This is a genomic window from Fictibacillus sp. B-59209, from assembly GCF_036216745.1.
In the GTDB taxonomy this organism is placed as follows: domain Bacteria; phylum Bacillota; class Bacilli; order Bacillales; family Fictibacillaceae; genus Fictibacillus_C; species Fictibacillus_C marinisediminis.
On sequence record NZ_JARMMC010000041.1, the window covers coordinates 22,591 to 48,873 of the forward strand.

26 protein-coding genes, 1 pseudogene and 1 riboswitch are annotated in these 26,283 nt (G+C 43.9%); of the genes and pseudogenes, 9 read left to right on the forward strand and 18 right to left on the reverse strand.

All coding sequences use genetic code 11. From position 1 onward, the window contains the following. Positions 1-81: 81 nt before the first annotated feature. The 3 genes from P4361_RS22070 to P4361_RS22080 are packed head-to-tail and all read left to right on the forward strand — an operon-like array spanning position 82 to position 2,494. Complete coding sequence (locus P4361_RS22070; protein ID WP_328091036.1) at positions 82-1,254, forward strand: MFS transporter; 1,173 nt, start codon at positions 82-84, stop codon at positions 1,252-1,254. Between the two features lie 22 nt (positions 1,255-1,276). Then, positions 1,277-2,038 carry a threonine/serine exporter family protein gene (locus tag P4361_RS22075; RefSeq protein WP_053357171.1) on the forward strand — a complete coding sequence of 254 codons (762 nt, stop codon included), beginning with the start codon at positions 1,277-1,279 and terminating at the stop codon, positions 2,036-2,038. Positions 2,039-2,050: 12 nt separating this feature from the next. Further along, on the forward strand, positions 2,051-2,494 hold the full coding sequence (locus P4361_RS22080) for a threonine/serine exporter family protein (RefSeq protein ID WP_062232850.1): 444 nt from the start codon (positions 2,051-2,053) through the stop codon (positions 2,492-2,494). 29 nt (positions 2,495-2,523) lie between these two features. On the opposite strand, the gene P4361_RS22085 is transcribed toward P4361_RS22080, so the two are convergent. The 4 genes from P4361_RS22085 to P4361_RS22100 all read right to left on the reverse strand — a co-directional run bounded on the left by P4361_RS22085 (position 2,524) and on the right by P4361_RS22100 (position 5,805). Next, positions 2,524-3,054 (reverse strand): chromate transporter, encoded by a 531-nt coding sequence (locus tag P4361_RS22085; RefSeq protein ID WP_062232847.1) that lies wholly within the window; start codon positions 3,052-3,054, stop codon positions 2,524-2,526. Next, on the reverse strand, positions 3,051-3,626 hold the full coding sequence (locus tag P4361_RS22090; RefSeq protein WP_328091037.1) for a chromate transporter: 576 nt from the start codon (positions 3,624-3,626) through the stop codon (positions 3,051-3,053). The genes P4361_RS22085 and P4361_RS22090 overlap by 4 nt, the downstream gene beginning before the upstream one ends. A 30-nt stretch (positions 3,627-3,656) precedes the next feature. After that, a complete protein-coding gene (locus P4361_RS22095; protein ID WP_328091038.1) occupies positions 3,657-5,303 on the reverse strand; it encodes a gamma-glutamyltransferase family protein in 1,647 nt (548 codons plus the stop codon). Positions 5,304-5,448: 145 nt separating this feature from the next. Further along, positions 5,449-5,805 carry a winged helix-turn-helix transcriptional regulator gene (locus P4361_RS22100; RefSeq protein WP_091003092.1) on the reverse strand — a complete coding sequence of 119 codons (357 nt, stop codon included), beginning with the start codon at positions 5,803-5,805 and terminating at the stop codon, positions 5,449-5,451. Positions 5,806-6,002: 197 nt separating this feature from the next. Here P4361_RS22100 and hxlA point away from each other — a divergent pair, with 197 nt between their 5' ends. The 4 genes from hxlA to P4361_RS22120 all read left to right on the forward strand — a co-directional run bounded on the left by hxlA (position 6,003) and on the right by P4361_RS22120 (position 9,277). Beyond that, the gene (gene hxlA / locus P4361_RS22105) at positions 6,003-6,635 is read left to right on the forward strand and encodes a 3-hexulose-6-phosphate synthase (RefSeq protein ID WP_053357166.1); all 633 of its coding nucleotides are present in this window, start codon (positions 6,003-6,005) and stop codon (positions 6,633-6,635) included. Between the two features lie 11 nt (positions 6,636-6,646). Further along, entirely contained in the window at positions 6,647-7,204 is a 558-nt protein-coding gene (gene hxlB / locus P4361_RS22110; protein ID WP_256224478.1) for a 6-phospho-3-hexuloisomerase, read from the forward strand. A 74-nt stretch (positions 7,205-7,278) separates the two neighbouring features. Beyond that, complete coding sequence (locus P4361_RS22115; protein ID WP_091003090.1) at positions 7,279-7,995, forward strand: 3-ketoacyl-ACP reductase; 717 nt, start codon at positions 7,279-7,281, stop codon at positions 7,993-7,995. A gap of 142 nt (positions 7,996-8,137) precedes the next feature. Then, entirely contained in the window at positions 8,138-9,277 is a 1,140-nt protein-coding gene (locus P4361_RS22120; RefSeq protein WP_328091039.1) for a zinc-dependent alcohol dehydrogenase, read from the forward strand. A gap of 244 nt (positions 9,278-9,521) precedes the next feature. Here P4361_RS22120 and P4361_RS22125 read toward each other — a convergent pair whose 3' ends face one another. From P4361_RS22125 to P4361_RS22150, 6 genes are all read right to left on the reverse strand, one after another. Beyond that, a complete protein-coding gene (locus P4361_RS22125) occupies positions 9,522-10,667 on the reverse strand; it encodes an ABC transporter permease (protein WP_062232829.1) in 1,146 nt (381 codons plus the stop codon). Continuing rightward, a complete protein-coding gene (locus P4361_RS22130) occupies positions 10,668-11,789 on the reverse strand; it encodes an ABC transporter permease (RefSeq protein ID WP_328091041.1) in 1,122 nt (373 codons plus the stop codon). It lies immediately after the preceding gene. A gap of 92 nt (positions 11,790-11,881) precedes the next feature. Next, positions 11,882-12,817, reverse strand: coding sequence for an ABC transporter ATP-binding protein (locus tag P4361_RS22135; protein ID WP_091003083.1), 936 nt, complete (start codon positions 12,815-12,817; stop codon positions 11,882-11,884). 120 nt (positions 12,818-12,937) lie between these two features. Beyond that, the gene (locus P4361_RS22140; protein ID WP_328091043.1) at positions 12,938-14,038 is read right to left on the reverse strand and encodes a sensor histidine kinase; all 1,101 of its coding nucleotides are present in this window, start codon (positions 14,036-14,038) and stop codon (positions 12,938-12,940) included. Positions 14,039-14,050: 12 nt separating this feature from the next. Beyond that, positions 14,051-14,689, reverse strand: coding sequence for a response regulator transcription factor (locus tag P4361_RS22145; protein WP_328091045.1), 639 nt, complete (start codon positions 14,687-14,689; stop codon positions 14,051-14,053). Between the two features lie 246 nt (positions 14,690-14,935). Next, positions 14,936-15,280, reverse strand: coding sequence for a DUF3870 domain-containing protein (locus P4361_RS22150; protein ID WP_053357157.1), 345 nt, complete (start codon positions 15,278-15,280; stop codon positions 14,936-14,938). A gap of 259 nt (positions 15,281-15,539) precedes the next feature. On the opposite strand from P4361_RS22150, the gene P4361_RS22155 reads away from it, so the two are divergent. Then, on the forward strand, positions 15,540-15,950 hold the full coding sequence (locus P4361_RS22155; RefSeq protein WP_254781303.1) for a MerR family transcriptional regulator: 411 nt from the start codon (positions 15,540-15,542) through the stop codon (positions 15,948-15,950). After that, the gene (locus P4361_RS22160) at positions 15,947-16,882 is read left to right on the forward strand and encodes a DMT family transporter (RefSeq protein ID WP_328091048.1); all 936 of its coding nucleotides are present in this window, start codon (positions 15,947-15,949) and stop codon (positions 16,880-16,882) included. The genes P4361_RS22155 and P4361_RS22160 overlap by 4 nt, the downstream gene beginning before the upstream one ends. 33 nt (positions 16,883-16,915) lie before the next feature. Here P4361_RS22160 and P4361_RS22165 read toward each other — a convergent pair whose 3' ends face one another. The 8 genes and pseudogenes from P4361_RS22165 to P4361_RS22200 form a co-directional block, all read right to left on the reverse strand. After that, complete coding sequence (locus P4361_RS22165) at positions 16,916-17,521, reverse strand: DedA family protein (protein WP_328091050.1); 606 nt, start codon at positions 17,519-17,521, stop codon at positions 16,916-16,918. 60 nt (positions 17,522-17,581) lie between these two features. Further along, positions 17,582-17,842, reverse strand: a pseudogene (locus P4361_RS22170) (MATE family efflux transporter); the annotation flags it as partial. Continuing rightward, positions 17,839-18,195, reverse strand: coding sequence for a GIY-YIG nuclease family protein (locus P4361_RS22175; protein WP_328091051.1), 357 nt, complete (start codon positions 18,193-18,195; stop codon positions 17,839-17,841). The pseudogene P4361_RS22170 and the gene P4361_RS22175, both read right to left, overlap by 4 nt. 20 nt (positions 18,196-18,215) lie before the next feature. Beyond that, positions 18,216-18,968 (reverse strand): DUF2087 domain-containing protein, encoded by a 753-nt coding sequence (locus P4361_RS22180; protein WP_328091052.1) that lies wholly within the window; start codon positions 18,966-18,968, stop codon positions 18,216-18,218. 140 nt (positions 18,969-19,108) lie between these two features. Beyond that, positions 19,109-20,302 (reverse strand): nucleoside transporter C-terminal domain-containing protein, encoded by a 1,194-nt coding sequence (locus P4361_RS22185; protein WP_328091053.1) that lies wholly within the window; start codon positions 20,300-20,302, stop codon positions 19,109-19,111. Positions 20,303-20,471: 169 nt separating this feature from the next. Then, a riboswitch (purine riboswitch) is annotated at positions 20,472-20,578 on the reverse strand. 80 nt (positions 20,579-20,658) lie between these two features. Further along, complete coding sequence (gene purU, locus P4361_RS22190) at positions 20,659-21,549, reverse strand: formyltetrahydrofolate deformylase (protein WP_328091055.1); 891 nt, start codon at positions 21,547-21,549, stop codon at positions 20,659-20,661. Positions 21,550-21,621: 72 nt separating this feature from the next. Beyond that, positions 21,622-22,593: a nuclease-related domain-containing protein gene (locus P4361_RS22195; protein WP_328091057.1), complete on the reverse strand. Its 972-nt coding sequence runs from the start codon at positions 22,591-22,593 to the stop codon at positions 21,622-21,624. 403 nt (positions 22,594-22,996) lie between these two features. Then, positions 22,997-26,230 carry an efflux RND transporter permease subunit gene (locus P4361_RS22200; RefSeq protein WP_328091058.1) on the reverse strand — a complete coding sequence of 1,078 codons (3,234 nt, stop codon included), beginning with the start codon at positions 26,228-26,230 and terminating at the stop codon, positions 22,997-22,999. Positions 26,231-26,283 lie beyond the last annotated feature (53 nt).

The following is a 26,283-nucleotide window of genomic DNA, read 5'->3' on the forward strand; positions in this document are numbered from 1 at the left end:
TCAGAAAGTTAATATTATGAAATTTTAAATCTGTTTTTTTAAAATGAATAGGCGGTTATATTGGAAAGGCGGATCTCTTCATTGAATAAAAAAATCATACTTTATTGTGTAGCCTTTGCTGCATTCTTCGGTCCCTTCACACAAACGATCTATACACCGATCCTCCCTGAAATCCAGCATGAATTTCAGACCTCGGGATTCATTGTGAATTTAACGATTTCCATCTTTACTTTCATACTCGCTATGATGCAGATGGTTTATGGCCCGTTGACAGATAAGATCGGCCGGAGAAAAGTGCTGCTTCCTGCAATACTTCTTTATGTTGCCGCTTCAGCCGGTGCGGCGTTATCCCCTAACATATGGACACTCCTCGTATTCCGGGCTGTTCAGGCAGCAGGAATCGCAGCAGGATCTGTCGTCGCAACCACTGTCATCGGAGATTTATTTGAAGGTAAGGGCCTTGGACGTTCTATGGGAACCTTTCAAATGCTTGTAGCGCTCGGCCCGGTAGTTGGGCCTGTTGTTGGAGGCTTTGTTGGAGGGTATACTGGTTATCAAGGTGTATTTTGGGTACTCACAGGAACTGGCCTGCTGATGTTTTTTGCTAATTTGAAGCTGCTTCCTGAAACAAAGCCTGCAGGGGAATCAAGAAAAGGATTCAGCTTTTCGGATTTCACCATTGTACTTAAGAAAAGAACCGGACTTGCTATCGTTCTTCTTGGATTTATTCAATATTATACGTTTTATAATTTTCTCGTTTTCCTGCCTCATCTGCTCGCAGCCTTCTATGGTTTATCGGCTAGCGAAAAAGGCTTGGTTTTCCTTCCTATGTCCTTGTTCTTAGTGGCAGGAAGCTATGTTGGCGGACGGCTCCAGGAAAGGGGCAATCCGAAAAATTTCCTGATTGTAACATCAAGCTTAAATGTTCTTGCCACCGTTTTATTTGTTTTTTTATCTTCAGTATCACTGCCCGTTTTAATCACGAGCATCTCACTTTTCGGTCTTTGTCTTGGGCTGTCACTCCCTGTCCAAACCACCCTGCTGGCACGGGCTTTTCAGCATAATCGTGCAACAGCCATAGGCGTTTATAACTTTTTCCGGTACTTAGGTATGGCGGCCGGACCGATGATCGGCTCGATGTTTTACAAGGTTGGAAATCGTGCCGAATTTTTATTTGCCTCTTTTCTATTTGCAGCCGCTGTATTTTTTGCAGGCAGGCAATTTCTAAAGTCAGCAGAAAAATCTATGAACTAATCTCCTGAAAGGGGGGCCTACTATGCCTAAGAATAAAATTGAAGATGTAATGGAAGTATGCCTTTTGGCAGGCAGGCTCATGCTTCAAAATGGTGCAGAAACCTACCGGGTTGAAGATACGATCACCCGGCTTGCGCAAAACTATAACATGGAAGCCGCCCAGGTTTTCGTTACACCGACCGCCATTATTCTATCGTTGCTTGAAAAGGGAAAAACAAAGGATTATACGAAGATTGTCAGGATCCTCGACCGGTCGACAGATCTGCATGTCGTCGTTCTCGTCAATGATCTGTCACGGAAAGTGGCCAATGAATCCCTTTCACTGGAGACGGCAAAAAAGGAATTGAAAAAGATTGAAGTCACACCTGAAGCGTATCCAACATGGATTCAGGTTGTGGCTGCCATTCTCGTGAGCGGCTGCTTCGCCCTAATGTTCAAAGGAAACTGGAACGACTTTTTGCCTGCCATGATCGCCGGAGGTGTCGGTTATGCCATTTTCTTATTTTCAAAACGCTACATTTCGGTCCGCTTTTTCTCTGAGCTTCTTGCTGCTTTTTTTATCGGCCTGATCGCCAAGCTTGCCATTACGGCCGGCATTGGAGACCAGCTCGATAAGATTATTATAGGAGCCGTGATGCCGCTTGTGCCGGGTGTGCTGATCACAAATGCGGTACGAGATCTGATGGCCGGTCACCTTGTTTCCGGCATCTCATTAGGAGCTGAAGCGATGCTGACGGCCTTTGCCATCGGAACTGGCATTGCTTTTGTTATCGTTACGCTGTGAGGAGGAAATACGATGCACATGATTGAAGCTATTTGGACGAGCTTTATTGCTTCGGCCGGGTTTGGTATTCTATTTAACGTTCCAAAAAAGGCTGTCATCCCCGGCGGCATCTGCGGGATGATCGGCTGGCTCATCTTTGAAGGGATGTCAGGAAACAGCCAGTTCGATCTGGTTCTGGCCACCGCGATGGCCTCATTTGTGGTAGCGGCCATCAGCCACCTGTATGCCCGGATCCACCGTATGCCTGTCATCATCTTCAGTGTCTCCGGCATCATCCCGCTCGTACCAGGCGGCGGTGCCTATGACACGATGAGGCAGCTGGTCGAGAATGATTACAACGCCGCGATCCAGCTCGGCTCACAAACCTTTCTGATTTCAGGGGCAATCGCATTCGGGCTTGTCCTTGCAGGAACGATTATCCCGATCATTTTACGCAGCCAAAGAAAGGTGACATAAGAAAAGAACTGACAATGTCAGTTCTTTTCTTATGCCATGAAAACTGCCCCGTAGCCAATGGCAGCCACGATTACAATAACTGGAGATACTTTGAATTTTTGCATTAATAGAAAACTGATAGCGGCTATGGCTGCAGTCTGTATCCAGCCGGAAGAGCTGACAGATTCCGCAAAAAAATCATAAGCCATCACTCCGAGAAGAACGGCAATCGTTGGTTTTACGTATAACGTCATTTTTTTCACTCTTGGTGAATCCTTGAACTTATAGATGACACTCAGGAAGACGATCATCAAAACCAGGGAAGGCGCTACCGTTGCAAAAACAGCCACAAAAGAGCCAAGAGCGCCTCCTTGCGTGTAACCGATATAGCCGGACATCTTTGTGGCAATCGGACCCGGGAGGGCATTGCCAAGCGCGAGCACTTCAGTAAACTGATTGACAGTCAGCCAATGATAACGGCCCACAACTTCATTTTCAATCAGAGGAATCGAAGCCGGGCCTCCCCCATACCCCAGCATGCCGGGGATAAAAAAAGCAAGGAAAATATGCCAATAAATCATCCCATACCTTCCCCTCTCTCAGAAGATTTCTCTTTATCTTTCCTTGTGGGCTTAAGAAGCGCATAAGCCAGAAGCACGCCGATCAAAATGGCGGGATGTATCCTCATCAGCTGCAATAATAAGATGCCTGCCGCTACATGAATCAGGCTGAGCTTAACTCCCAGACCTTTCTTTGCGCTGGTGAAAAACTGCCACGTCAGCACCGCAAGCATAACGGCAACAACAGGAAGCACGCCTTTTGTCATTCCTTGAACCCATGGCTGGTCTTTATATTGTGCGAGAGAGGTAAGAAGGACGATCATCAGAATAATAGTAGGAAGAATAGAAGAGAGCAAAGCAACAAGCATACCGGATAAACCGGCCACCCGGTATCCTATATATCCTGCCATTTTTGTGTTAATGGGGCCAGGCAAGGCATTTCCAAGGGCAAGCACATCTCCAAATTCTTCATCGTTCATCCATTTAAACTTTCCGACCACTTCCTTATGTACGAGCGGTATGGAGGACGGACCGCCTCCATATCCAAGAATGCCTGATCGAAAAAAAGCGATAAATAATTGCAAATAGGTCATGAATGCATCAAATCCTTATGAAGGTTATTTCTACCAGGCTGCCACGGCTCCGTCAGTCCGGCCTTCTGTTCCGCCGGCAAGTACACCGGTTTCAGGATTGCGCCATATGATCTGGCCTCTCCCAAAGTTTCCGGCATCAAGTGCAACTTTTACGTCATGGCCTTTGCGCGCCAATTCCTCGGCAACATGCTGCGGCAGTGAACGTTCTACCAGTACCTTTTTCCCTTCGATCCATTGCCATCTTGGCGCATCAAGCGCGGATTGTGGATTCAGCAGGAAATCGACCGTGTTCATGATGACCTGGACATGCCCCTGGGGCTGCATGTATCCTCCCATAACACCGAAAGGACCGACAGGCTGGCCGTCTTTCGTTAAAAATCCCGGAATAATGGTATGATAGGTTCTCTTGCCGGGACGAAGGCAGTTGTCGTGAGAATGATCCAATGAAAAATCATGTCCCCGATTCTGAAGGCTAATCCCGGTGCCAGGCACCACAATTCCAGAACCAAAGCCCATATAGTTGCTTTGAATAAACGATACCATGTTTCCTTCTTCATCAGCCGCTGCAAGATAGACTGTGCCGCCTTTTGGAGGTGTTCCCGGCTCAGGCAGCATCGCTTCTGAACCAATGAGCTGTCTGCGCTTTTCTGCGTATTTTTCTGATAAAAGAGCTTCTGCTGTTACTTTCATATGCGTAGTATCTGTCACATATTTTTTGGCATCCATAAAAGCAAGCTTGATCGCTTCAATCTGCTTGTGATACCGATCAGCAGCTTCCGTTTCGGGAAAATCATACCCTTTTAGGATATTAAGCGCCATTAAAGCAACAATTCCCTGGCCATTCGGGGGGATCTCCCATACTTCATATCCTTTATACTCCGCCTTAATCGGGTCTACCCATTCTGGATAATAGGCCGCAAGATCCTCTTTTCGCAGGAAACCCCCTTCATTTTCAGAGGCTTTGCTGACCTTATCAGCCAGTCTCCCTCTATAAAAGGATTCTCCGTTTGTTTCGGCGATTTCCTTTAATGTGGCTGCATGATCGGGTGATCGCCACATTTCACCTATTTCCGGAGCTCTTCCGTCGGGCGCAAAGGTTTCAAACCAGCTCTTAAATTCATCGGCCTTCTGTTCTTTTTTGTAAGCTTCAAAAGCTTGTTTCCAATACGTTCCGAGTACTGGAGAAACCGGAAAACCTTCTTCTGCATATGTAATGCCCGGCTGAAGCACCTCAGTCAGCGGCAACTTTCCAAAACGGCGCGATAATTCTGCCCATGCCGCAGGAGCTCCGGGGACAGTAACCGGATACCAGCCATATTTCGGGATCTTGTCGTACCCTTCATGTTTGAGCGCTTCAACGGTAATATTTTGGGGTGTGGCACCACTTGAATTCAACCCGTGCAGCTTTCCTTTTGTCCAAACAAGCGCAAAAGCATCTCCACCGATCCCGTTTGACGTCGGCTCGACCACGGTAAGGCAGGCAGCCGTCGCAATTGCCGCATCAATGGCATTTCCGCCTTTTTTTAAGATATCCAGGCCTGCCTGTGCCGCTAGCGGCTGAGATGTTGCGACCATTCCTTTTTTTCCGTACGTTACTGAACGCCGGGAAGCAAAAGGATATCGTTCATGATCATAAAATGTTTGTTCTGTTGTTTGTTCAATGGTTTGCTGTTTCATATCTTCACCTCTCATGGCATGCATAACTTGTACATATATTCAGAATATTTTATAAATAGTTTAAATGTTGTTAGGAACAAATACAAATGTTTTACAAATAGCACTTTCATAAACATAAAAAAATCCCGTCCTTCTTCGGACGGGATTACTTTACCTCGTCTATCGGTTTCATATCCATGGTTACCATGTAATCCTTCCCCCACTGGTACATGGCATCAAGAATCGGCATCAGGCTCTCACCTTGCTTCGTCAATGAATACTCAACTTTTGGCGGAACAACAGGATAAACTTCGCGATGGACAATCATATCCTCTTCCAGTTCACGAAGCTGGTTAACGAGCATGCGCTGAGTGATGGCGGGTATAAGAGCCTTCAGCTCACCGAAACGTTTTGTTCCTTCTTTCCCAAGGTGCCATAAAATAATCATTTTCCACTTGCCGCCGATGACAGATAACGTTAATTCTTTCTCACAGTTAAACATTTTATCGTCCATTCGTGACATAGAACATCACCTCCACCCTTATTATACCTTATAGTATACTTTTTGACACTATGTAATATTAAAGTCAGTACTTCACAATAGGTAATCATGAAGAGTATACTTACAACTAATCCTTTACGGACTTTATAAAGTCAGCCGCCAAAGGAAATAATATGAGGTGCAACATAGATAAAACACCACAGGAGGAGAATGTAAAAATGGAATTACAATTAGCGATAGATCTTGTAAATACAGAAGAAGCCATCAAATTGGTGAAAGAAGTTGAAGAACATATCGATATCGTTGAGATCGGTACCCCGGTTGTCATCAACGAAGGCCTTAGAGCAGTTAAAGAAATGAAAGAAGCATTTCCAAATTTGAAAGTCCTTGCCGACTTAAAGATTATGGATGCTGCAGGATACGAAGTCATGAAGGCTTCTGAAGCCGGTGCTGACATCATTACCATCCTTGGGGCAGCTGAAGATGCATCCATTCAAGGTGCGGTTGATGAAGCAAAAAAACAAAACAAAAAAATCCTTGTGGACATGATTGCCGTTAAAGATATCGAAACAAGAGCAAAAGAGCTTGATGAGCTTGGTGTTGATTATATTTGTGTCCATACAGGTTATGACTTACAGGCTGTCGGGAAAAATTCTTTTGAAGACTTAAAAGCGATCAAACGCGTCGTTAAAAACGCAAAAACGGCTGTCGCAGGCGGAATTAAATTAGAAACATTGCCTGAAGTTGTTGCAGCTCAGCCTGACCTGGTTATTGTCGGCGGCGGTATTACTGGACAAGATGATAAAAAAGCAACCGCAGCTGAAATCCAAAAATTAGTAAAACAAAGCTAAGGATTTTCCACATGAATACTTCACATTATTATACGGAAATTGTGAAGGAATTAAGCCGGGCAGCGGACCTAATTTCAGATCAAGAGGCTGAAAAGCTCGTAGATGAAATTTTGAAAGCCAAGAAGATATTTGTTGCAGGAGCTGGCCGGAGCGGATTGATGGGAAAATCCTTTGCCATGCGAATGATGCACATGGGATTGGATTCCTATGTCATCGGTGAAATCGTTACTCCTAACCTGACCGAGGACGATCTCATCATTTTCGGTTCAGGTTCCGGGGAAACAAAAAGCCTTATTTCAATGGCCGAAAAAGCGAAAAGCATTGGCGGTAAAGTTATTGCAGTGACCATCTTTCCCGACTCGACTCTTGGCAAATTGGCCGATGTCTGCGTAAAATTACCTGGCTCTCCAAAAGATCAATCGGAAAATGACTATAAGACCATTCAGCCTATGGGATCTCTATTCGAACAAACACTTCTGTTGTTTTTCGATGCCGTTATTTTACGTTTTATGGAAAGAAAAGGGCTGGATACCGATACCATGTTCGGACGGCATGCCAATTTGGAATAGATATTCATTAAAAACAGGACAGGACTGCCTTTGGCGTCCTTCCAGTTGTTTTTACATTAAGGAGGAAAGCGCAGATGCAAACATTAAAGGGAAAAACAGCGCTCATCACCGGAGCTGGAAGAGGAATCGGCCGTGCAACAGCGATTGCTTTTGCAAATGAAGGCATTCATGTTGGCCTTATCGGTAAAACCCGTTCAAATCTCGAAAAAACAGCAGCAGAACTGATGGAATATGGCGTGAAGGTGGCGATTGCAGAAGCTGACGTTACGAATAGCAATGCTGTTGTTCAAGCTGTAAAAAGCATTGAAGATGAACTGAGCTCCATCGATATTTTAATAAATAATGCCGGGATCGCAAAGTTTGGCGGATTCCTTGAACTTTCGCCTGAAGAGTGGAAAAATATCGTAGACGTCAATTTAATGGGTGTTTACAACGTTACAAGAGCAGTTTTGCCGGGAATGATTGAAAGAAAAGCAGGCGATATCATTAACATTTCGTCATCAGCAGGGCAAAAAGGTGCACCGGTAACAAGTGCGTACAGTGCTTCTAAATTTGCAGTATTAGGTCTAACCGAATCTCTTATGCTTGAAGTAAGGAAACATAATATTCGTGTCAGTGCCCTGACACCAAGCACAGTGGCGACAGATTTGGCCATTGATACAAATCTGACGGACGGCAATCCAGAAAAAGTGATGCAGCCTGAGGATATGGCCGAGTTCATGGTTTCCCAGTTAAAATTAAATCCGCGTATTTTTATTAAAAACGCAGGCATGTGGTCGACAAATCCATAAAAAACAGGTAAAGGGCAGTTCCTCCTTGAGGAACAAAGGGCAGTTCCTCCTTAGAGGGACTGCTCTTTTGTGTTTATGTAAATGAAGGGTAAAAAACCTCACTTGGGGTATAGTATTTTATACCAATTTTAGGAGGTTGATTATGAAGGCTGTTACTTTTCAGGGAGCAAAAGAAATCGAAGTGAAAAATGTTGAAGATCCCAAACTACAGGAAAAGGAAGACATCATTGTCCGCATTACTTCAACCGCTATCTGCGGATCAGATCTCCACATTTATCAGGGAGCTCTTCCAGCACATAAGGATTATGTCATTGGACATGAACCCATGGGTATTATAGAAGAAGTTGGTCCTGAGGTCACCAAAGTAAAAAAAGGAGACAGGGTCGTCCTTCCTTTCAATATTTCTTGTGGCCACTGCTATTATTGCCAGCATGAAATGGAAAGCCAATGTGATAATTCCAACCGAAATCCTGAATTTGATACAGGCGGATATTTCGGCTTTACGGACCGTTACGGCGACTATAGCGGTGGACAAGCCGAATATTTGCGTGTGCCTTATGGAAATTTTATGCCGTTTGTCATTCCTGAATCAGCGGAACTTGAGGATGAAGCTGTGCTTTTCATGTCTGATGTTCTTCCTACAGCCTACTGGAGCGTCGAAAATTCCGGGGTAAAAGAAGGTGACACGGTCGTTGTTCTGGGCTGTGGTCCAATTGGCTTAATGACACAGAAATTTGCATGGATGAAAGGCGCCAAGCGTGTCATTGCCGTAGATAACTTAAGATATCGTCTTAATCATGCAGTGAAAATAAACAATGTTGAAGCTTTTAACTTTGATCAATTCGATAACATGGGTGCCCACATTCATGAAGTCACCAACGGCGGCGCAGATGTTGTTATCGATTGTGTAGGAATGGACGGCAAAAAGTCGCCTGTTGAAGCGATTGAACAAAAACTGAAGCTGCAGGGCGGTACGCTGAGTGCCATACAGATCGCCCTCAAGGCCGTTAAAAAGTTTGGAACCATCCAACTCACTGGTGTATATGGATCCATGTACAACATGTTCCCGCTTGGAAACATTTTTGAGCGTAATATCACAATGAAAATGGGCCAGGCCCCTGTTATCCATTATATGCCGATGCTATTTGATAAAATTGCCAATAAGGAATTTGATCCGACTGAGATCATTACACACCGAGTACCTCTTGATCAGGCGAGCGAAGCGTACAAAACATTCAACGATCATGCGGATGAGTGTATTAAAGTGGTCTTAAAACCTTAAAGCATTTTGTTGATTTCCAATCATAATGGACATCGCATACTGATGTTTAAAAGAGGCTCTCAAGTCTTTTTCTTAGAGAAAAAGGGGTGATAGCTGGCGATGATAAGAGCCGGCTGATTTGTGAAACAAATGAAGCGCTCGAAAAGCAGATGGGAAAAAGCTTGCTTATACCCTTCTGCTTTTTCAGATGGCGCTTCAATCACCCCTACCAAAAATCAACAACATTTATTAACACAGCTTTTTATTATATAAAGTTCCTTACATTATTGCCGCGGCTGAACTTATAGATCGCAATCATGAAGAAGGCTAATGCGAAAGCGAAAAGAATGGCGATGTTCAGTGAAAGACTGCTTAGCGAATGGCCTTTTTGCAGCTGGGTAAATGTGTCCAGCAGCCATCGCTGAGGAAGAAAATCTGCTATTTTTTGCAGCGTCTTCGGCATGATCTCCACTGGCCAGAAGCAGCCAGCCAACAGACACGATGGTGTCATGATCAAATTTTGCAGTGCTCCAGCTGAAGTCGTGGTCGATGCAAATGCTGTGATGACAAGCGATAATCCAACACCTGCAAGAGCGAAAATCATTAATATTTCTACCATCGTCAAGAACGGGATCCCCGTAGAAATATGGAACACTTGAGTCATAAACGTTAGTGTAATTAAGATCTGTACCGTCATGATGATCATGTTAACAACCACATTTGAGAAAACGTATTTTCGGCTGTTAATCGGTGTTGACATTAACCGCAGATAGGTTCTGTTTTCTTTTTCCTGAAGGATAATTTCAGATAATCCGCCCGCACATGAAAGCATGATCATGATAAGAAAACCGACCGTCTGATTCGTTATATCATTATTTTTTGAAGTATCTTTGAGTGAATGAGCTGAAACTTGAAAGTCTGATGCACGGTACTGGTCATACATTTTTTGAAACGCAGCTTGATCTCCGCCAGCTGCCTTGCTTAAGGAAGCGATGTTAGACAAATAGTTATTCACATAGGTTTTCACAAAACCAGTGATGGTTGCCCCTTTGATGGATACGATTTCAATGTGATCAGGGTTGCCGTTCAGCACACTGTTTGAGAAGCCCGAATTCAGGACAATAACACAGTCAAGCTTTCCTGAAGCAATTTGATCTTTCACTTCTGAAGAGCTAATGTTTTTCACTTTTACATTTGTTAATCCGTCGACAAATTTAACCGTGTCATTGGCAATTTCCCCTTTATCTTGGTTAACGACGCCAGCATGCATGGTAGCGGGACCTGTGTTGCCATACGCCGCAATTCCAATGAGAATACCGATCAGCGGTACAAATAGGTAGGTGAACAGCTTTCTTTTATTTTTAATGATGGAGCGCAGAGAATTTGTTATGAGCCAAAGAATCTCTTTCACTTAAAGGCCCTCCCGTCGTTTGAAAGCAACAATGGCAATGGTTAAAAAGATGACAGCTACCCCGAGATTTAATCCAATAACCTGCAGTGAAGCAGCAAGATCATTATTATAGATAATTTTATTGATGGCTGAATTTGCCCAAGTCAGCGGTGAAAGGTTCGTGACCAGCTTCATGAAGCCATCGGGATTATCGATTTTAAAATAAGCCCCGCCGAAGAAGGAAGCGAGCTGAACAACAATGAGGATGATCGTCCTGGAAGCCTCGCCGGTTTTTGCCATGTAACTGACCCCAATGCCGAAACTTACGGCAAGGAAAACTTCAGATAGTAATATGACAATGACCAGGCCGAGATGCTCCCCCCAGTTTGCGTTAAACAGCAAGGAACTCACAGCGACAATGAGAAGAAGAGATAGCAGGTTTAGTACAATGCTTCCGATAATTTTCCCGAGAAAAATTTCAGCCTTGGTGATCGGTGCGGTTGCCAAACGTACCGCTGTATTTCGTGTTCTCTCTCCCCTGAGCAAAAAGGATGCCCCCATCGCCCCGTACAAAGCGATCATCGTTGTTACAGCCACCGCATAATAATCCATTGATCCCGGTGCTTTATTGGCGTTCAATGACTTCTCTTTTACGTAATCGCCCGGTGTACCGCTGGCGAGCACCGTCTGTGTCTGATCCGGCTTCACTTTAGCCACTTGGCTGACGAGATTGTATTTATCTGCAAAAGCTGTCAGCATTCCTTGAACAATGCTGCTCTCAATGCTGTTTCGTTCACTTCCGTAAAAGGTTAAGCCTTTATTGGAAACTTCCACATAAGCATCATAGCGGTTCTGTTTTACTTCTTTTTTTCCATCCATTTTGTCAGGAGCTTTATAAAAATAAATATCTTCTTTTTTGGCAGCCTTCGTAAATTCTTTAAAATACGGGGAGAAGCTGGTGTCCCCGGTTTCTTTATAAAGGACTTGCATTTTATCAATCTTGATATTGTTATCAAACGCATTGGATAAAGCAGAGCCAAGAACCAGCATCATCACGATCGGAAATGCCAGCATGAAAATCAACGTTCTGGTATCCCTGATGCTGATTTTTAAATGATGAAGTGCAATGTTAAATATGTTCAAGGGGGAAGTCCTCCTTAGTTATTTTTGTAAAGAAGTTCATAGCTTCTTAGAGTTAATTAAAGGTAGGAATAATTGGCTAACGCCAATTTTCCTTAATCTCTCAAATTCCTTCCGGTTAGGGTGAGGAATACGGTTTCCAGGTTAGGTGCCTGTTCTTGCAGTGAGCGGATTTCGATTTCCCGGTTGATAAAATATTGAATGATTTTATTTAAGTTGCTGACTTCGGCTTGAGAATTGATTTTAACGATGTTCTCTTCAACCTGCACCGTGTTTACCCCGTTGATGTCTTTTAATATGTTTTCTTCAATATTTTCATTTGATTTTACATCGACCCAGATGTCTTTCGTGTCTGTAATGATGGCTTTCAGCTGTTCTTTTGTGCCTTCCGCTATCACTTTCCCATGGTCGACGATGGCGATTCGGGTACAGATTTCCTCGACTTCCTCCATATAGTGACTCGTGTAGATAACGGTGCATCCCATCTCGTTCAGTTTTCTGACAGAGTTCAAAATATAGTTCCTGGATTGTGGATCAATCCCGACCGTCGGTTCATCCATGATGATCAGTTTCGGACGGTGCGCGATGGCACAGGCGATGTTAAGCCTTCGTTTCATCCCGCCGGAAAAGTTCTTTGGAAAGTTTTTTTGTTTATCAAGCAAGCCGACAAACTCGAGTGCTTCCTCTACCCGGTCTTTGAGTTCTGCACCGCGGAGTCCGTAAAGTCCTGCGAAGAAACGTATATTTTCATAGGCTGTCATATCTTCATAGATGGCCAGATCCTGTGGTACGATGCCGATGTTCATCTTTGCGAACTTGCTGTTGTTTGCAATGTTCTTGCCAAGGATTTTGATTTCTCCTTCATTGCTTCTTAACAAACCTGCAATCATGTTGATCGTTGTACTTTTTCCGGCTCCGTTCGAACCGAGGAACCCGAAAATTTCACCTTCTTTAATGGTTAAGGACATATTGTCTACAGCGATGAAGTCACCGAATTTTTTTGTCAGGTTATTGATTTCTAAAACGTTCATCATCTCACCTCATGTATTCTTTATATTGTCATTATACGGAAAAAGAGTGAACCAACGTCAGTGCATTAGTTCACTCTTTTCACATGAGAATCTTCACTATTTTTATATGAGGCTCTTCACTTAGCCTATAGGAAGCAGCGTGGTAACAGAGAAACCGTTCGTTCCGTCCACAATAATCGTTCCGTTGACAGAGGCTGTTCTCTCTTCCATCCCCAGGATTCCAAGCCCTTTTACCACTTTAACAGCTCCTCTTCCATTGTCCCTGACCTCCGCTTTGATCATGCGGTTCAGTACATGAATCTCGATCGATATTTCCGTCGGTTTGCCATAATTCATGGAATTCGTAAGCGCCTCGGTCACGTTCTCCGCGATAATCTTCCACTGGATAGGAGTAATCATGTCCATATTTCCTTTGTATACGAAAGGAGCCTTGATCCGGTGCTTTACCGAAAACTCTTCAATCATCAGTTTCATTCGCTGAACCCCCATCTGTTCAGTGGGGGGCTTCATATTTTTCAAGGTAATTCGTATATCTTCAATTCCCTTTTTCGAGATGACGATGGCATTCTGCAAGAGTTCTTTCGCTTTCCCCGTATCCATTCCCATCAAGCTCTTTGCTGCTTCCATCTGTATCAATGCTCCAGTCATGGAGTGGCCGATACTGTCATGGATCTGCTGTGAGATGCGGTTCCGCTCCTCAAGCCGATGCGTATATTCAGATTGCTTGATATACTCCTGATTTTCATTGAGGCTTGACGTCAGACGCTGCATATCATGCCTCACCTTGTCCAGCTTGCTTTCATACTGAATCAGTTTTTCTGTATAGCGGGTGGTCATCGTATGTACAACAAAGGTGAAGGCAGAAACCAACCCAAATAAGTATTTATTTTGAGGCAGATACAAAACCGGGATTAGACCCAGAGCCAGCAGCAGCCATTTCGTTTTGAAATATGTTGAGGCCAGCTCATATAGATTTAATGGCAAAAGCAAAATAAACAGCGGATCCACATAATAAAAGGCCAGGCAGGTCATCAGAATTGAAACAAGCAGAACCGTTTGCTGGAACTTCTCGCGGCTGAAGATATACATGATGATATTTAAGCTCACGTATAAGAGGAGACAAAATATGATCCACGGCAGATTTTCCACATTCATGCGGGCATAGCTGGCCGCAAGAAAAAGCACGACGATCAGCTTGGTGTAAATGATCCATAGCTCCATTGTTTCTACCCCTTACTCCACAGATCCTGTTAAATAGTAAATAGCAATCTGAGTTCGATGCTCCAGACCTGTTTTTCCTAATATAGAGGTAATATAGTTGGCGACGGTTCCTTCTGAGATAAAAAGCTGCTTTGCGATGGATTTATTGGAGAACCCCTTGGCGATGAGCGCCATGATTCCCATCTCGCGTTCGGTAAAAAGACTAGCATCAATTTTTGTCTCTGCCTTTTTGCTTCCATCGATATTCGATTTCAATTTTTCCAGAACGACATCCTGCATTACCGTGTTGCCGTGATAGACACTCTTAATGGCATCGCGAATCCGTTCAGGCTCTGTGTTTTTTAACAAATAGCCTTTTGCACCGTTTTTTATAGCGTCAAATATATATTCGTCATCATCAAAGGTGGTCAGGATCATGGGTTTGCACGACGTATGTTCTGCGATGAATTTTGTCGCCTCCACACCGTTCATGTTCGGCATCCGCACATCAAGAAGGGCAACATCCACTTCATTATTTTTGCAAAAATCAACGGCTTCCTTACCGTCATTAACGGTAACAAGCACTTCAAAATCTCCATACGTGCTTAATATGATTTTCATTCCTTCTCGAATAAAGGAATTGTCATCCGCAATAATAATTTTAATTTTCATTTTTATTCAGCAGAATACGTTCCGCTGCTCACATCCTTCTTTTTAACTATCTTCCTTCTTCTAATTGGCTTTATTTTACCAAAAACCTCTTCACGAATAAAAAAAGAGCCCATCCGAATGGACGAGCCCTTTCTACTCTATATTAAAACAAACTCTGAAGTTCTGAAATGCCCAGAACAATAAACATGAGTACACAGCCGATCAGTACAGATCGCCACCCATTTAATAGGTTTGAAGGTTTAAGGATCAGGTTGCCGCTTGGGAATATCTCATTTTCTCTAAATACCGTTTATGGGCGGCTTTGACTGCCATGATGACGGAAGGTGTGGAAGGGGTATAATAATAGTCTTCGATTCTCTGGATCAATCCGTCGATCCCCTGTGCTAAATTATAATTGACGATGACCCTTCTCAGAAAATCGCGTGCCAGCTCCGTGGCAAACGTAAACTCAGCATTGACGATCATATTGGTCTCTGTATCAATTTCCATGACGATGCCCGATGTCTTGCAGACTTCAAACATATAATTTCCATGCGGCGCTTTCGCATACCCCGTTACGAGCACAGTCTTCATCCTCGTTAATTCAGTCATTTCGCCAGACCCCTCTTTTATCTGTGATTTGTTTTTACTGCTGCAACAAACCTTATGTGCTATCTTACGGGGTAAACCTGAAAAATATATATGTACCCAAAATAAAAATTTCGGGAGACACTGATTTGGCTAATCAAAGCAATTTACCACATATTCGCAACCCCAAAACCATTGCCTATTTTTATTTTTTTCCAAATATCCAATTGACTTAGAGCAAGCTCTAAGTTGTAAGCTTTAAGAAAGTGAAAGAAAGGGATGATTGGTTATGTACACAATCAGTGAAGCAGCCCGGGATACCGGCATCAGTGCCTATACACTGCGTTACTATGAAAAGCTGGGCTTGCTGCCGGCACCTGGAAGGAAGAATGGCCATAAGCGTCTGTATTCAGCAAAAGATATTGCGTTCATCAAGTTTTTAAAAAGCCTGAAGGATACTGGCATGCCATTGGAAGAGGTAAAAGAGTTTGTACAGGATGGCTGCATTTGGGACAGTTTGGAAGAAGATCCCGATTACAAGCCCGCTCCTACACTGACGAAAAGAGTGGACATCCTAGAAAAACATCTAAAAAACATGGAGAACAAAAAACGGGAATTGGAAGCCATTATGGAAGTCACCAGGGAGAAGCTTCAAACGTATCACACGTTATTGGAAGAGGAAGCGAAGAAATGAAAAATCTCTCAGTCTATCTCATGCTGCTTGGTTTTGCGGTGTTTACCGGAGCTACGTTTAATCTCGGCAAGTATGCAGTAGGGTATTTTTCACCGGCCTCGGCAGCCGCCTGGCGCTTTGGTATCGCTGCAATCGTGCTTTTTCTGATTTTAATCGTTAGTGAAGGTGTGAAGAAAACAACGCTATCCCGGAATTTAGCGGCTTATGCGGCTCTCGGCATCATCGGAGTGTTCGGCTTTAACACTTTGTTTTTCACGGGATTGAAATATACGTCACCGATCAATGGAGCGCTTATAATTGGCACCAACCCTATTTTGACGTCGGTTTTAGCACTGTTCCTGCTAAAAGAAAAACTGACAAAACAGCGCATGGCCGGAACTGGGTTTGCCTTTATTGGCGTCGTTTTAGTCATCACGCAAGGCTCCTTGGAAACGTTAATGAGCCTATCCTTTTCTAAAGGAGATCTTATCATCCTGGGAGGAAACCTCTGCTGGGCAAGCTATGGAGTGCTAGGACGGATATGGATGAAAGACAGCTCTTCTCTTGAAACAACGGCATATCCGATGCTGATCGGTGCTGCCGCATTAATTGCTGTCTCTTTGTTTTCAAGACCACCGGCCGAAACACCTCACATTCCGCTTGGAGGCTGGGGAGCTATTCTTTTTATGGCCATATGTACGACCGTACTTGGCTATTTATGGTGGAACCTTGGTATCAGAAAAATTGGAGCCGGCAAGACCTCCCTATTTTTCAACCTTGTTCCTGTGGTTACGATGATCATATCCGCCATGACTGGGACATCTATCACCTACCCTCAGCTGCTTGGAGTCGGATGTGTAATTTTAGGCGTACTTACCGCGTCTGGAGTTCTTTCGCTGTTCAATCCAAAAACAGAGTCCCACGTCTATCCCGAAGCAGCAAAGACAAAATAAACAAGCTGTCCGCTCAAATGGCGGACAGCTTCATTACTTTCTTCTTTTTTTCATAAATAAAAAGACGAACACCAACAGCCCAGCAGCCAGCAGAGCGTACATGATGTTGGAATAGATGTCCATGAACTGAACGACCTGTTCCCAATTGCGCCCGAACGCTGCTCCGACATAAACGAGAATCGTGTTCCACACGAGTGTGCCGATCGTCGTAAACAGCAGGAAAAGACTGAACCTCATGCCCGACATCCCCGCCGGAATCGAAATAAGGCTTCGGATAAGGGGAACGAGCCGGCACAGAAGAACGGCCCAATACCCATATTTATCAAACCAGGAATCTGCTTTATAAATGTCTTCTCTTTTTAACCGCAGGACTTTTCCCCAGCGGTCTACAATTTTTTCAAGGCGTGAAACATCAAGATACGTACCCACTTTGAAAAGAACAGCAGCTCCAAAAACCGAGCCTGCCGTCGCTGCCAAAATGACTCCCCACACCGAGAGTTTAGAGAAAGACGTCATCATACCGCTGAACGTCAGAATGACTTCAGAGGGAATGGGCGGGAAAATATTTTCAAGGGCGATCATCAAAAAGACGCCGAAATAGCCAAATTGTTCAATAATGTCTGTAATCCAATTCTGCATGTAAACCTCCTGAAACAAGCATTCCACTAACTACTACGAAACAAAACCTCTTTGGTTTCATCCAAAGAGGTTTTTGTTGAGGATGGAGCTTCCTGAACCGATTCCGATCACAAAAGAAATCAGCAGAAAGAACAATGGAAAAAAAGCAGAGATGGCAGCCACGCTGTCCACTCCCAGGCATCTCCCGATAATCACCATCCCGACCAGCTGCCCGATCGATTGCATAACATTGCTGAAAAGCAGCGGTACGAGAAACAGAAGCATCGGCTTCATTACCGTCATCTGTGAAGAATTCTCTTTTATCGCTTCATTCGCATTCATCGGGGTTTCTCCTTATTGTATCCCCGGCCTTCAAACGGCTTAAGCTCCTGCAGCCATTTGTATTCCAGTTTTTCAAGTGCTTTTTTCTCATTAAAATATCCATCGTCCTTCTTCTCCAGAACTTCCAGCACTTCAAATTCAAAGCCGTCTTTACCGAACTCATTCCATTCTGCTTGGAGTGTCTTGTTCATGCTGCTGCCTTGCTCCAGCTCAAACTTTTTTCCATTGAGCGTTTTCAAGTTTCTTGTGCTTCCTACAAAGATTTTTTGATTGGCGGTGTTCCTGATCAGGTAAACACCCGCTTCAATCTTTGTTTCCATGTACTGTTGCTTTAATTCTTTTTTCCTGTCCAAAATATGTTCCTTCTTTCGTTTTATTTTTTCAGCCAATACGAGCTTCCATCATTTTTCCGATCCAAAAATCCATAGGCAACCATATATCTTCTCAAGGTAACGTAGTCATGATAGACCGTCTTCAGGATTTCATTGACCTCTTTTTCGGTGTACGTTTTTTCAGCAGAAAATAATGAGAGGATTTCCCGCAGCACAACAAGCTTTTGCTTTTCTTTTGACGGAAACGCCTTAAGAGCAATTGTTCCTTCAATAAAGAACTTTTTCACCATCTTCTCCTTCTCTTCTTTTGTCACGTTATACCGGTCATCAATCATGGTCGCTGTCTGATGGGGTGCGATCATTGGGGGCGCGTGCTGATCCTTTTCCTTCAGCAGCTCCATCATCGTCAGCAGCATTTTCGCCTGACGCTCTTTTTCTTTCAGCACAAAACGGTGGTTCCTGATGGTTGACGTGCTGCCAACCTCCATTTCCTGCTTGATTTCCTCATCGCTTTTCCCTTCATAAAAAAGCCGGAGAAGCCGGTTCTGGTGATCGGTTAAGCCTGTCAGTTTTTTATTTAGTCCGATCAGATACTCGAAAACGGAACCGTGCTCAGAGCCGATATGAAGAGTCATATATTTTTCCGCTTCGTAAAGTACATCATTTTCAGGATAGATGATACCTTTTTCAATGGTGTTCCCGCATAAGAGGCAAACAAAATGATGATCTTCTTCTACATAACCCTTTTTCAAATCTTCCAATGACGCTTCCCAAAACAAATCCGATATCGACATATTACAAACAACCCCTATAAAAGTTTATTTATTTACAAACATAATATTATTTTGTTTGTTATACGTCAATAAATTTAATGTAAAAAAATTCAAAACAAAAAACCTTCCGGAAAACGCGTTTCCAGAAGGTTTTATATATATTACCAAACAAACAATCCAACAAGCATCGCACTCAGCAGTGATACTGCCATTCCGCTGACGAGCAGCTTCCAGACGTTTTTGCCTATGATCGTTGATTTTTCTTCTCCTAAAATGGAGTTGTACGTTCCGTAGATCATACCAACTGTACTGAAGTTCGCAAACGATGTTAAGAACGTTGTCGCAACAGCAATCGTATGCGGAGGCAAATTTTTAAGCTGATTTTTCAAGTCCATCATCGCCACAAACTCATTGGTCGCCAGCTTGATTCCCATCAATTTTGCGACATACATTGCATCATGAACCGGAAGCCCTAGTAAAAAGGCAAACGGGCTGAAGATGAACGAGAAGATTTTTTGAATGGTAAGTCCATTGATAAAGAATCCAAGGATCCCGTTCAAAGCGGACGTCAGCGCCACGTAACCGATCACCATCGCAAGGATGACAATGACCATGCGAATCCCGACAAGCATACTGTTAGAGATCGTAGAGAAGAAATCCTTCTTCTCTTCTTTTGGCGGAACATAGACGACATCTTCCTCTTTTGCCACGTCTACCGGATGCAGAATGCTTGCGAGCAGCAAGGCATTCAAACAGTTGAGAGGAATAGCCGCAAACACATATGTTGCCGGCACCATCGTCAAATACGCTCCAATAATGGAACCGCTGATACTGCTCATGCTCATCAGTCCGAACGTCAGCAGCCTGTGTTGTTTGAGCACGACCAGCTGCTGACGGATCACCGCAAGTGCTTCTGTATTTCCAAGGAACATCATCTGGATGGAGAAAAAGCTTTCAAGCTTCGGCAGCCCTGAAATTTTTGAGATGACCCAGCCAACCTTATCGATAATCCACGTTAAGATTCCAAAATAAGAAAGAATATCAAAGAACGTAACGACGAAAATAATGGGAAGAAGAGCACTAAAGAAGAAATCGATGTTCTTATTTGCCATAACGGAAGGAAATACAAAGGCCGTTCCGTCGTTTGCACAGGCAATGAGCCAAGAAAAAAATGACGCAAACTGATCAATCACTTTTGTTCCAATTTTTGTACCAAGCATAAACCACGTAATGAGCAATTCAACCGCAAAAAGAATCCCAATGGATTTCCATTTTACGTTCTTTCGATTCGGAGAACATAAATAAACAACTCCGACCACAACCAGCACACCTAACAGATTCATCAAAAAATACAAGTCCAACCACTCCCGTTGTATGTTTTTCCGTATATAAAATGCCCTTATTTCCCTACTTTCAGCCAAATTGGACAGAAAGCATGAAAATAAGAGCAATACACGTTGTCATACAGCAGAGCAATGTCCGGAAAAGTGATCGGTCTTGCTCTGTGTTGAGATCGAGACTCTTTAAAATTTCACGCTTCCCTGTAGTCCGGCATTTGACGGCTGCCAGGTAGAAACTATCAGACCGATTGATTGTACTGATATTATACAAGGATACTATTTTAATTTTTAGGAATAAAGGTCATTTTAATATATCAACATTCTTTTTACAATGGAGGGACAAAAAGTTTTATTTTAAAAATAATTTCGAATTAATGAAAAACAATTGTCTTGTTTTCGTGAACAATCACCCGGTCCTGCAGATGCCAGTTTACCGCCCGGGCAAGTACACTGCGCTCAACGGAACGGCCGATTCTTTTCAGATCCTCCGCATTATGATGATGGCTGACCCGCTCCACTCCCTGCTCAATGATCGGACCTTCGTCCAAATCGTTGGTCACATAGTGAGAGGTCGCACCAATCAGTTTCACTCCCCTTCCGTACGCCCGTTCATACGGCTTGGCACCAATAAACGCCGGCAGGAAGGAGTGATGAATATTGATGATCCGGTTCGGGTGCTTCGATACAAAATCCGGCGTCAATATCTGCATGTAACGTGCGAGGACGATAAGCTCAATTTGATACTCTTCCAAAAGCTGCAGCTGTTTCTCTTCCACTTCTTTACGGATATCCTTGTTGGCCGGTATGTAATGGTAGGGTATGCCGAGCGATTCGACAAGCGTTCTTGAATCCTCATGATTGCTGACCACAAGGGCAATTTCCGCGTCGAGTTCTCCGCTCTGATACTCCCACAACAGCTCGAGCAGACAGTGTGGTTCTTTTGAAACAAAGATAGCCGTCTTCTTCAGTTGGGATGCCAGCGAGAGGCGCCAGTCCATTTCGAAATTTTCGGCGATTGCGGTGAAAGCCTCTTTTAGATTTGGAGCGTTTTCGCCCAAATCTTCACATTCAAACTCGATACGCATAAAAAATGTGCCGCCCGCCGGATCCGTCGAATATTGATTGGATTCCACGATATTCGCTCCCTGCCTATATAAAAACTGCGAAACGGCAGCCACAATTCCCGGCTTGTCCGGACAGCTGATCAGCAGCCTTCCTTTGTTGCTGTTTAGTACGTTTTCACTCTTTTGCATGCTCTCCATTCTCCTCTGTCTTTTTAATATCTGAGTATACGGGATTGTGAGGAAAAAGGGAAATGATGCGAGGGGTTGGGGCTAGTCTTCGAAGGTGAGATGGTAGGTTCTTCCTCTTTGGTTTCCTTCAGTCTCTGTTGAAATAGATTGAAGGATTCGACTGGCCAAGGGGTTTGAATTAATTTTTAGGAAGTCCCGAGCTTCACGGTTTGAAATGGTTGATTGGATGAGGTAACTGTAATCTCTCAAAGCGTCAATATGCGCAGTTTTACAGGTATGTAAGCATTGAGCACAAAGCCAAGTACCATGCACTCTTTCCATTGGTATTTGAAAGCATTCGGGACAATGGACCCCTTTAATAATATCTTTTGAATGAATATTGAATTGTTCCATAACAGAGGAATCAGATGAATTGTGTTGTTTTAGAAGAAGGCGGGTTATTTTTTTTAGTTGTTTTATCGATAATATCGCTTCATTATAGCGGCCTTCAATCTGGTTAATTTTAAACGGAAGGGCATTGCGGTGAATAACCTTCCTGCGAACGTATTGCTGATGTGGAGGAGAGGTTTGAATCTGTGAGTTCGGGTGGCTGATTACTACCAGTGTTTCTATGGGAATATCAGGGAGTTTATGCTTGTTAAGCCATGAGGTAAGTTGAACTTTGTGACGTTTGACTTGGAGAATGGGATCAGGAAAGACTTCTACTTTGTCGTCTAAAGTTCGGATCAGTTGGTGAAAGTCCTGGTCAAAAAATAAAGTTCCAGCTATGTTCTTCACCTCTAAAATGAAGAGATAATACGGGGATATGAGCAGGGTGTCGATCTGAAAGTGATATTCATTATGGGGTAATCTGAGGTCATGCACTATAAAGTAGTTTTGCGGGGATAAAAAGCTTAGGGGATAATCTATGGAGTGCTCTCCTCTATAGCCGGCGGTGTGTTTTGCGAGCGTTTCTTGAATGAAAGGGATTTTCGAATGATTTTTTGGCAATCTGCGCAATAAAGCCTGTAATTTTTGAATGTATAACGGGCGATTCCGGGTTTTAACGATCATATTTTCACTCCCAGTCAAAAATTGAAGAGTTTTTCAGACAAAATTGGTTTGACTAATGAGATTAGCTCTTGTAATTAGGGGACTAAAAAATTTTATGTTCAAAAAAGGTTAATTTATGTTCAAAAATCCGGATTTATGTTCAAAAAAATGATTTTATGTTCAAAAACTCATCTTTTATTTTCAAACAGGATAACCTCGACACCGTTCGACTGTTTTCGCTACAATCATTTGCGCCCTCCTCCCACCTCCTCAACCCAACCACCAATTCCTCCAACTTGTTCATCATTTCCTCAACGATCATTTCTCATCGCCTCCCACCTCCATTAATTCTCCCCCTCCATTAAATAATCCTCCACAAAAAAGCAGGCCCGCCTCAATCGGCAAGCCCGCTCATGACCAATAATTATTCAGCTGCTTCTTTTTTGTTTCTTCGTGTCAGTTTCATCAAGAACTCGTATACGACCGGTACGATCACAAGAGTCAGCAGTGTTGAACTTGTAAGACCGCCGATAACGGTCACGCCAAGACCTTTGGAGATCAAACCGCCGCCTTCAAATCCGAGCGCGAGCGGAATCAAGGCTCCAATGGTTGCCAGAGCAGTCATCAAGATCGGACGCAAACGGGTTGCTCCCGCTTCAAGCAGCGCTTCACGCGTCGATAAACCTTCGTTCTCCTTGTGGATGACGCGGTCAATCAGCACGATCGCATTCGTTACAACGATACCGATGAGCATCAAAGCACCAATCATAGCAGAGATATTAATACTTTCACCAGAGATATAAAGAGCGACAAGTGCACCGATTAAAGTAAACGGCAATGAGAACAGGATGGCGAATGGCGCCAATGCACCGCCGAACGTTACGACGAGTACAAAATAAACGATCGCAATCGCTACAAGCATCGCAAGTCCCAACTGGCTGAAGGACTCATTGATATCCTCGGTTACCCCGCCCATCTTCACGTCTACACCATTAGGAAGATCAAGCTTATCGATTTCTTTCTTCACATCTTCAGATACTTTGTTTACGTTTTTGCTGGTGACGTCTCCGCTGACGCTCGCATAGATCTTATCGTCTTTGCGTGTAACCGTGTCTGCGGTTTCGCCTTTTTTCACTTTCGCTACGTTACTGATGGCCACTTCTTTTCCAGTTGCGGATTGCAGCTTTTTAGCGGTTAGGTCGTTAATGTCTTTGTATTTGCTTTTGTCAACTTTTACATAGACGTTAATGTCCTTGCCGTCTTTTTTCAGCGTCGTCAGCGCTGATTTATCGCCGGAATCATTCAGTTCCATGCCGATTTGGCTGGCGGTCAGACCGAGCTTGCTCAGCTTTTTCTGATCAGCGGCAATCGTGTATTCCTGGTACGATTTGGACAGGCTGGAATCCACATTTCTCAAGGAATTCTTATCGTCCATGATGTTCTGGACTTTTTCAGTGACAGGCTTAATGTCCTTGATGTTGTTTCCATAGACTTGAACCTCCAGCTTATTGCTTCCGCCTGTAGCTCCAAAGTCTTGTGCCTTCCATTCCCCTTTGTTCGTTGTTCCCTGCAGGTCATCAATAACACGCTTCTGCTCTTTTTCAAAGTTCGGGGTATCTTTGTCATACTCCATAAAGAACATAGCCTGGTTACTCGCTGCCGGATTCATCGGGTTCTCACCGCCAACGGAATACTGGATCGTCTTCACATGTTTACGGTCGATGAGCAATTTTTCAGCTTTAAGAGATTCTTTTTCCACATCTTTTCTCGTCTGCCCTGGTTCTGGATTGAACGTTGCTATGACCATCTTCTGATCATCGGATGGCAGAAAGCTGACGCCGATCTTCGGAACAAGGAACAAACTTCCGGCTAGCAGAAGGATGGCCAGCCCGAATGAAACAAATTTATGGTTGAGCGACCAGTTCAGAACTCTTTTATAAAAGCCTGCAAGTGCACCCGGTTTATCGTGGCCGACTTCCTTCTTGTTCTTCAACCCCTTTTTAAACAAGGAATCTGCAAAAGCCGGAACGACCGTAATGGCCACGATCAGGGATGCCACGAGGGCGAAAACAATCGTTAAAGCAAACGGCAGGAAGAGCTCTCCGACAGGTCCTTTAACGAGGCCGAGCGGCAGGAATACTGCGATAGTGACAATTGTTGATGACATGATTGGGATAAACATCTCACGTGTTGCTGATGTGATCAGTTCCTTGCCTTTGATGCGTTCGCCTGTTAGTGACATCCGGCGGTAGATGTTTTCGATAACGACGATCGAGTCATCGACTACCCGGCCGATGGCAACCGTCATGGCACCGAGGGTCATGATGTTGAGCGTGATATCCATCTGCTTCAGTGCAAGAATGGCCATTAGCAACGAAAGCGGGATCGAGATGACCGCGATCACTGTTGAACGGATATTCCGTAAGAAAAGCAGGATGATAATCACGGCGAACAATCCGCCGATCAGCGCTTTGTTCAGCATCGTGCTGACTGACTCTTTGATTGGTGTTGCCTGGTCGAACACATTAACGGTTTTCAATCCAGGGTGATCCTTTTTGATTTGTTTCAATTCTTTTTTTACGTCATCTGCCACATTAACCGTGTTGGCATCCGCAGATTTAACGATCTGAACGCCAATGGATTCATGGCCATTCGTTCTGGAGATCGATTCTGCTTTTCCTACCGACTTGATCGACGCGATATCTTTTAATTTAACAGTCGGCAGCTCTGAAGGCTGTGCTTGTTGTGGTGCCGAACCGGCTGCTGGTGAACCTTGTTGACCAGCACCAGGTGCGCCTTGCTGTGCCCCTTGGCCTGCAGCTGTTCCGGCACTTTGTCCGCCAGTTCCACCTGAAGTAGCTGAAGGACTCTTTCCTGCCTGCTGTGCATTGCCCGCCCCTGATTCTGGAGCAGGAGAAGTCACCGGAATCTCAAGGTTCTTCAGTTCCTTGATGGTTGTGATCTTACCATCGACAACTACAGATTTTTCTTTGTTGTTAAAGTTGTACAGTCCGAGCGGCATGGAAGAATTGGCACCCTGAATAAACCGCTTGACCGTGTCTTCTGTCAGACCTTTTTCTTTTAATTTATCTTGTTTGAAGTCTAACTGAACTTCCTCAACGTTCTGGCCTGCAACCTGGACAGAGGAAACACCTTCAACTCCTTCAAGTCTTGGTACGACATCATCTTCTACCACTTTGGTCAAGTCCTTCAGTGATTTATCTTTATCCGAAACACTTAATGATAAAATCGGAAATTCATTAAAGCTTTGACGGGATACTTTCGGGTCATCGACTGAATCAGGAAGACTGATGTTGGCAAGAGCCTCTTGCACCTCTCCCTTCGCCTTTTCCATATCCTTGTCAAAATTGTATTCGATCTGGACAGAAGAGATATTTTGATATGAAGAGGAACTTACGAAATCAACACCCGATAAATTCTTCACCTTCTGCTCAATCGGCACGGTCACCTTGTCAGCTACCTCTTCTGGAGTAGCACCCGGATATACCGAGGATACTGTGACGATCGGTGTATTAATATTAGGCATCGTTTCCAGTTTCATATTCAAACCAGAGTACAAGCCAGCTGCAACAACAAGCAGCGTTAAAAGCCATACGGCAAATTTATTCCTCAGACAGAACCTGATGATTGAACTCATTCTTTCTTCTCCTTTCAAACGCATGACTGACCAGTCGGGTTGTGCTATAATAT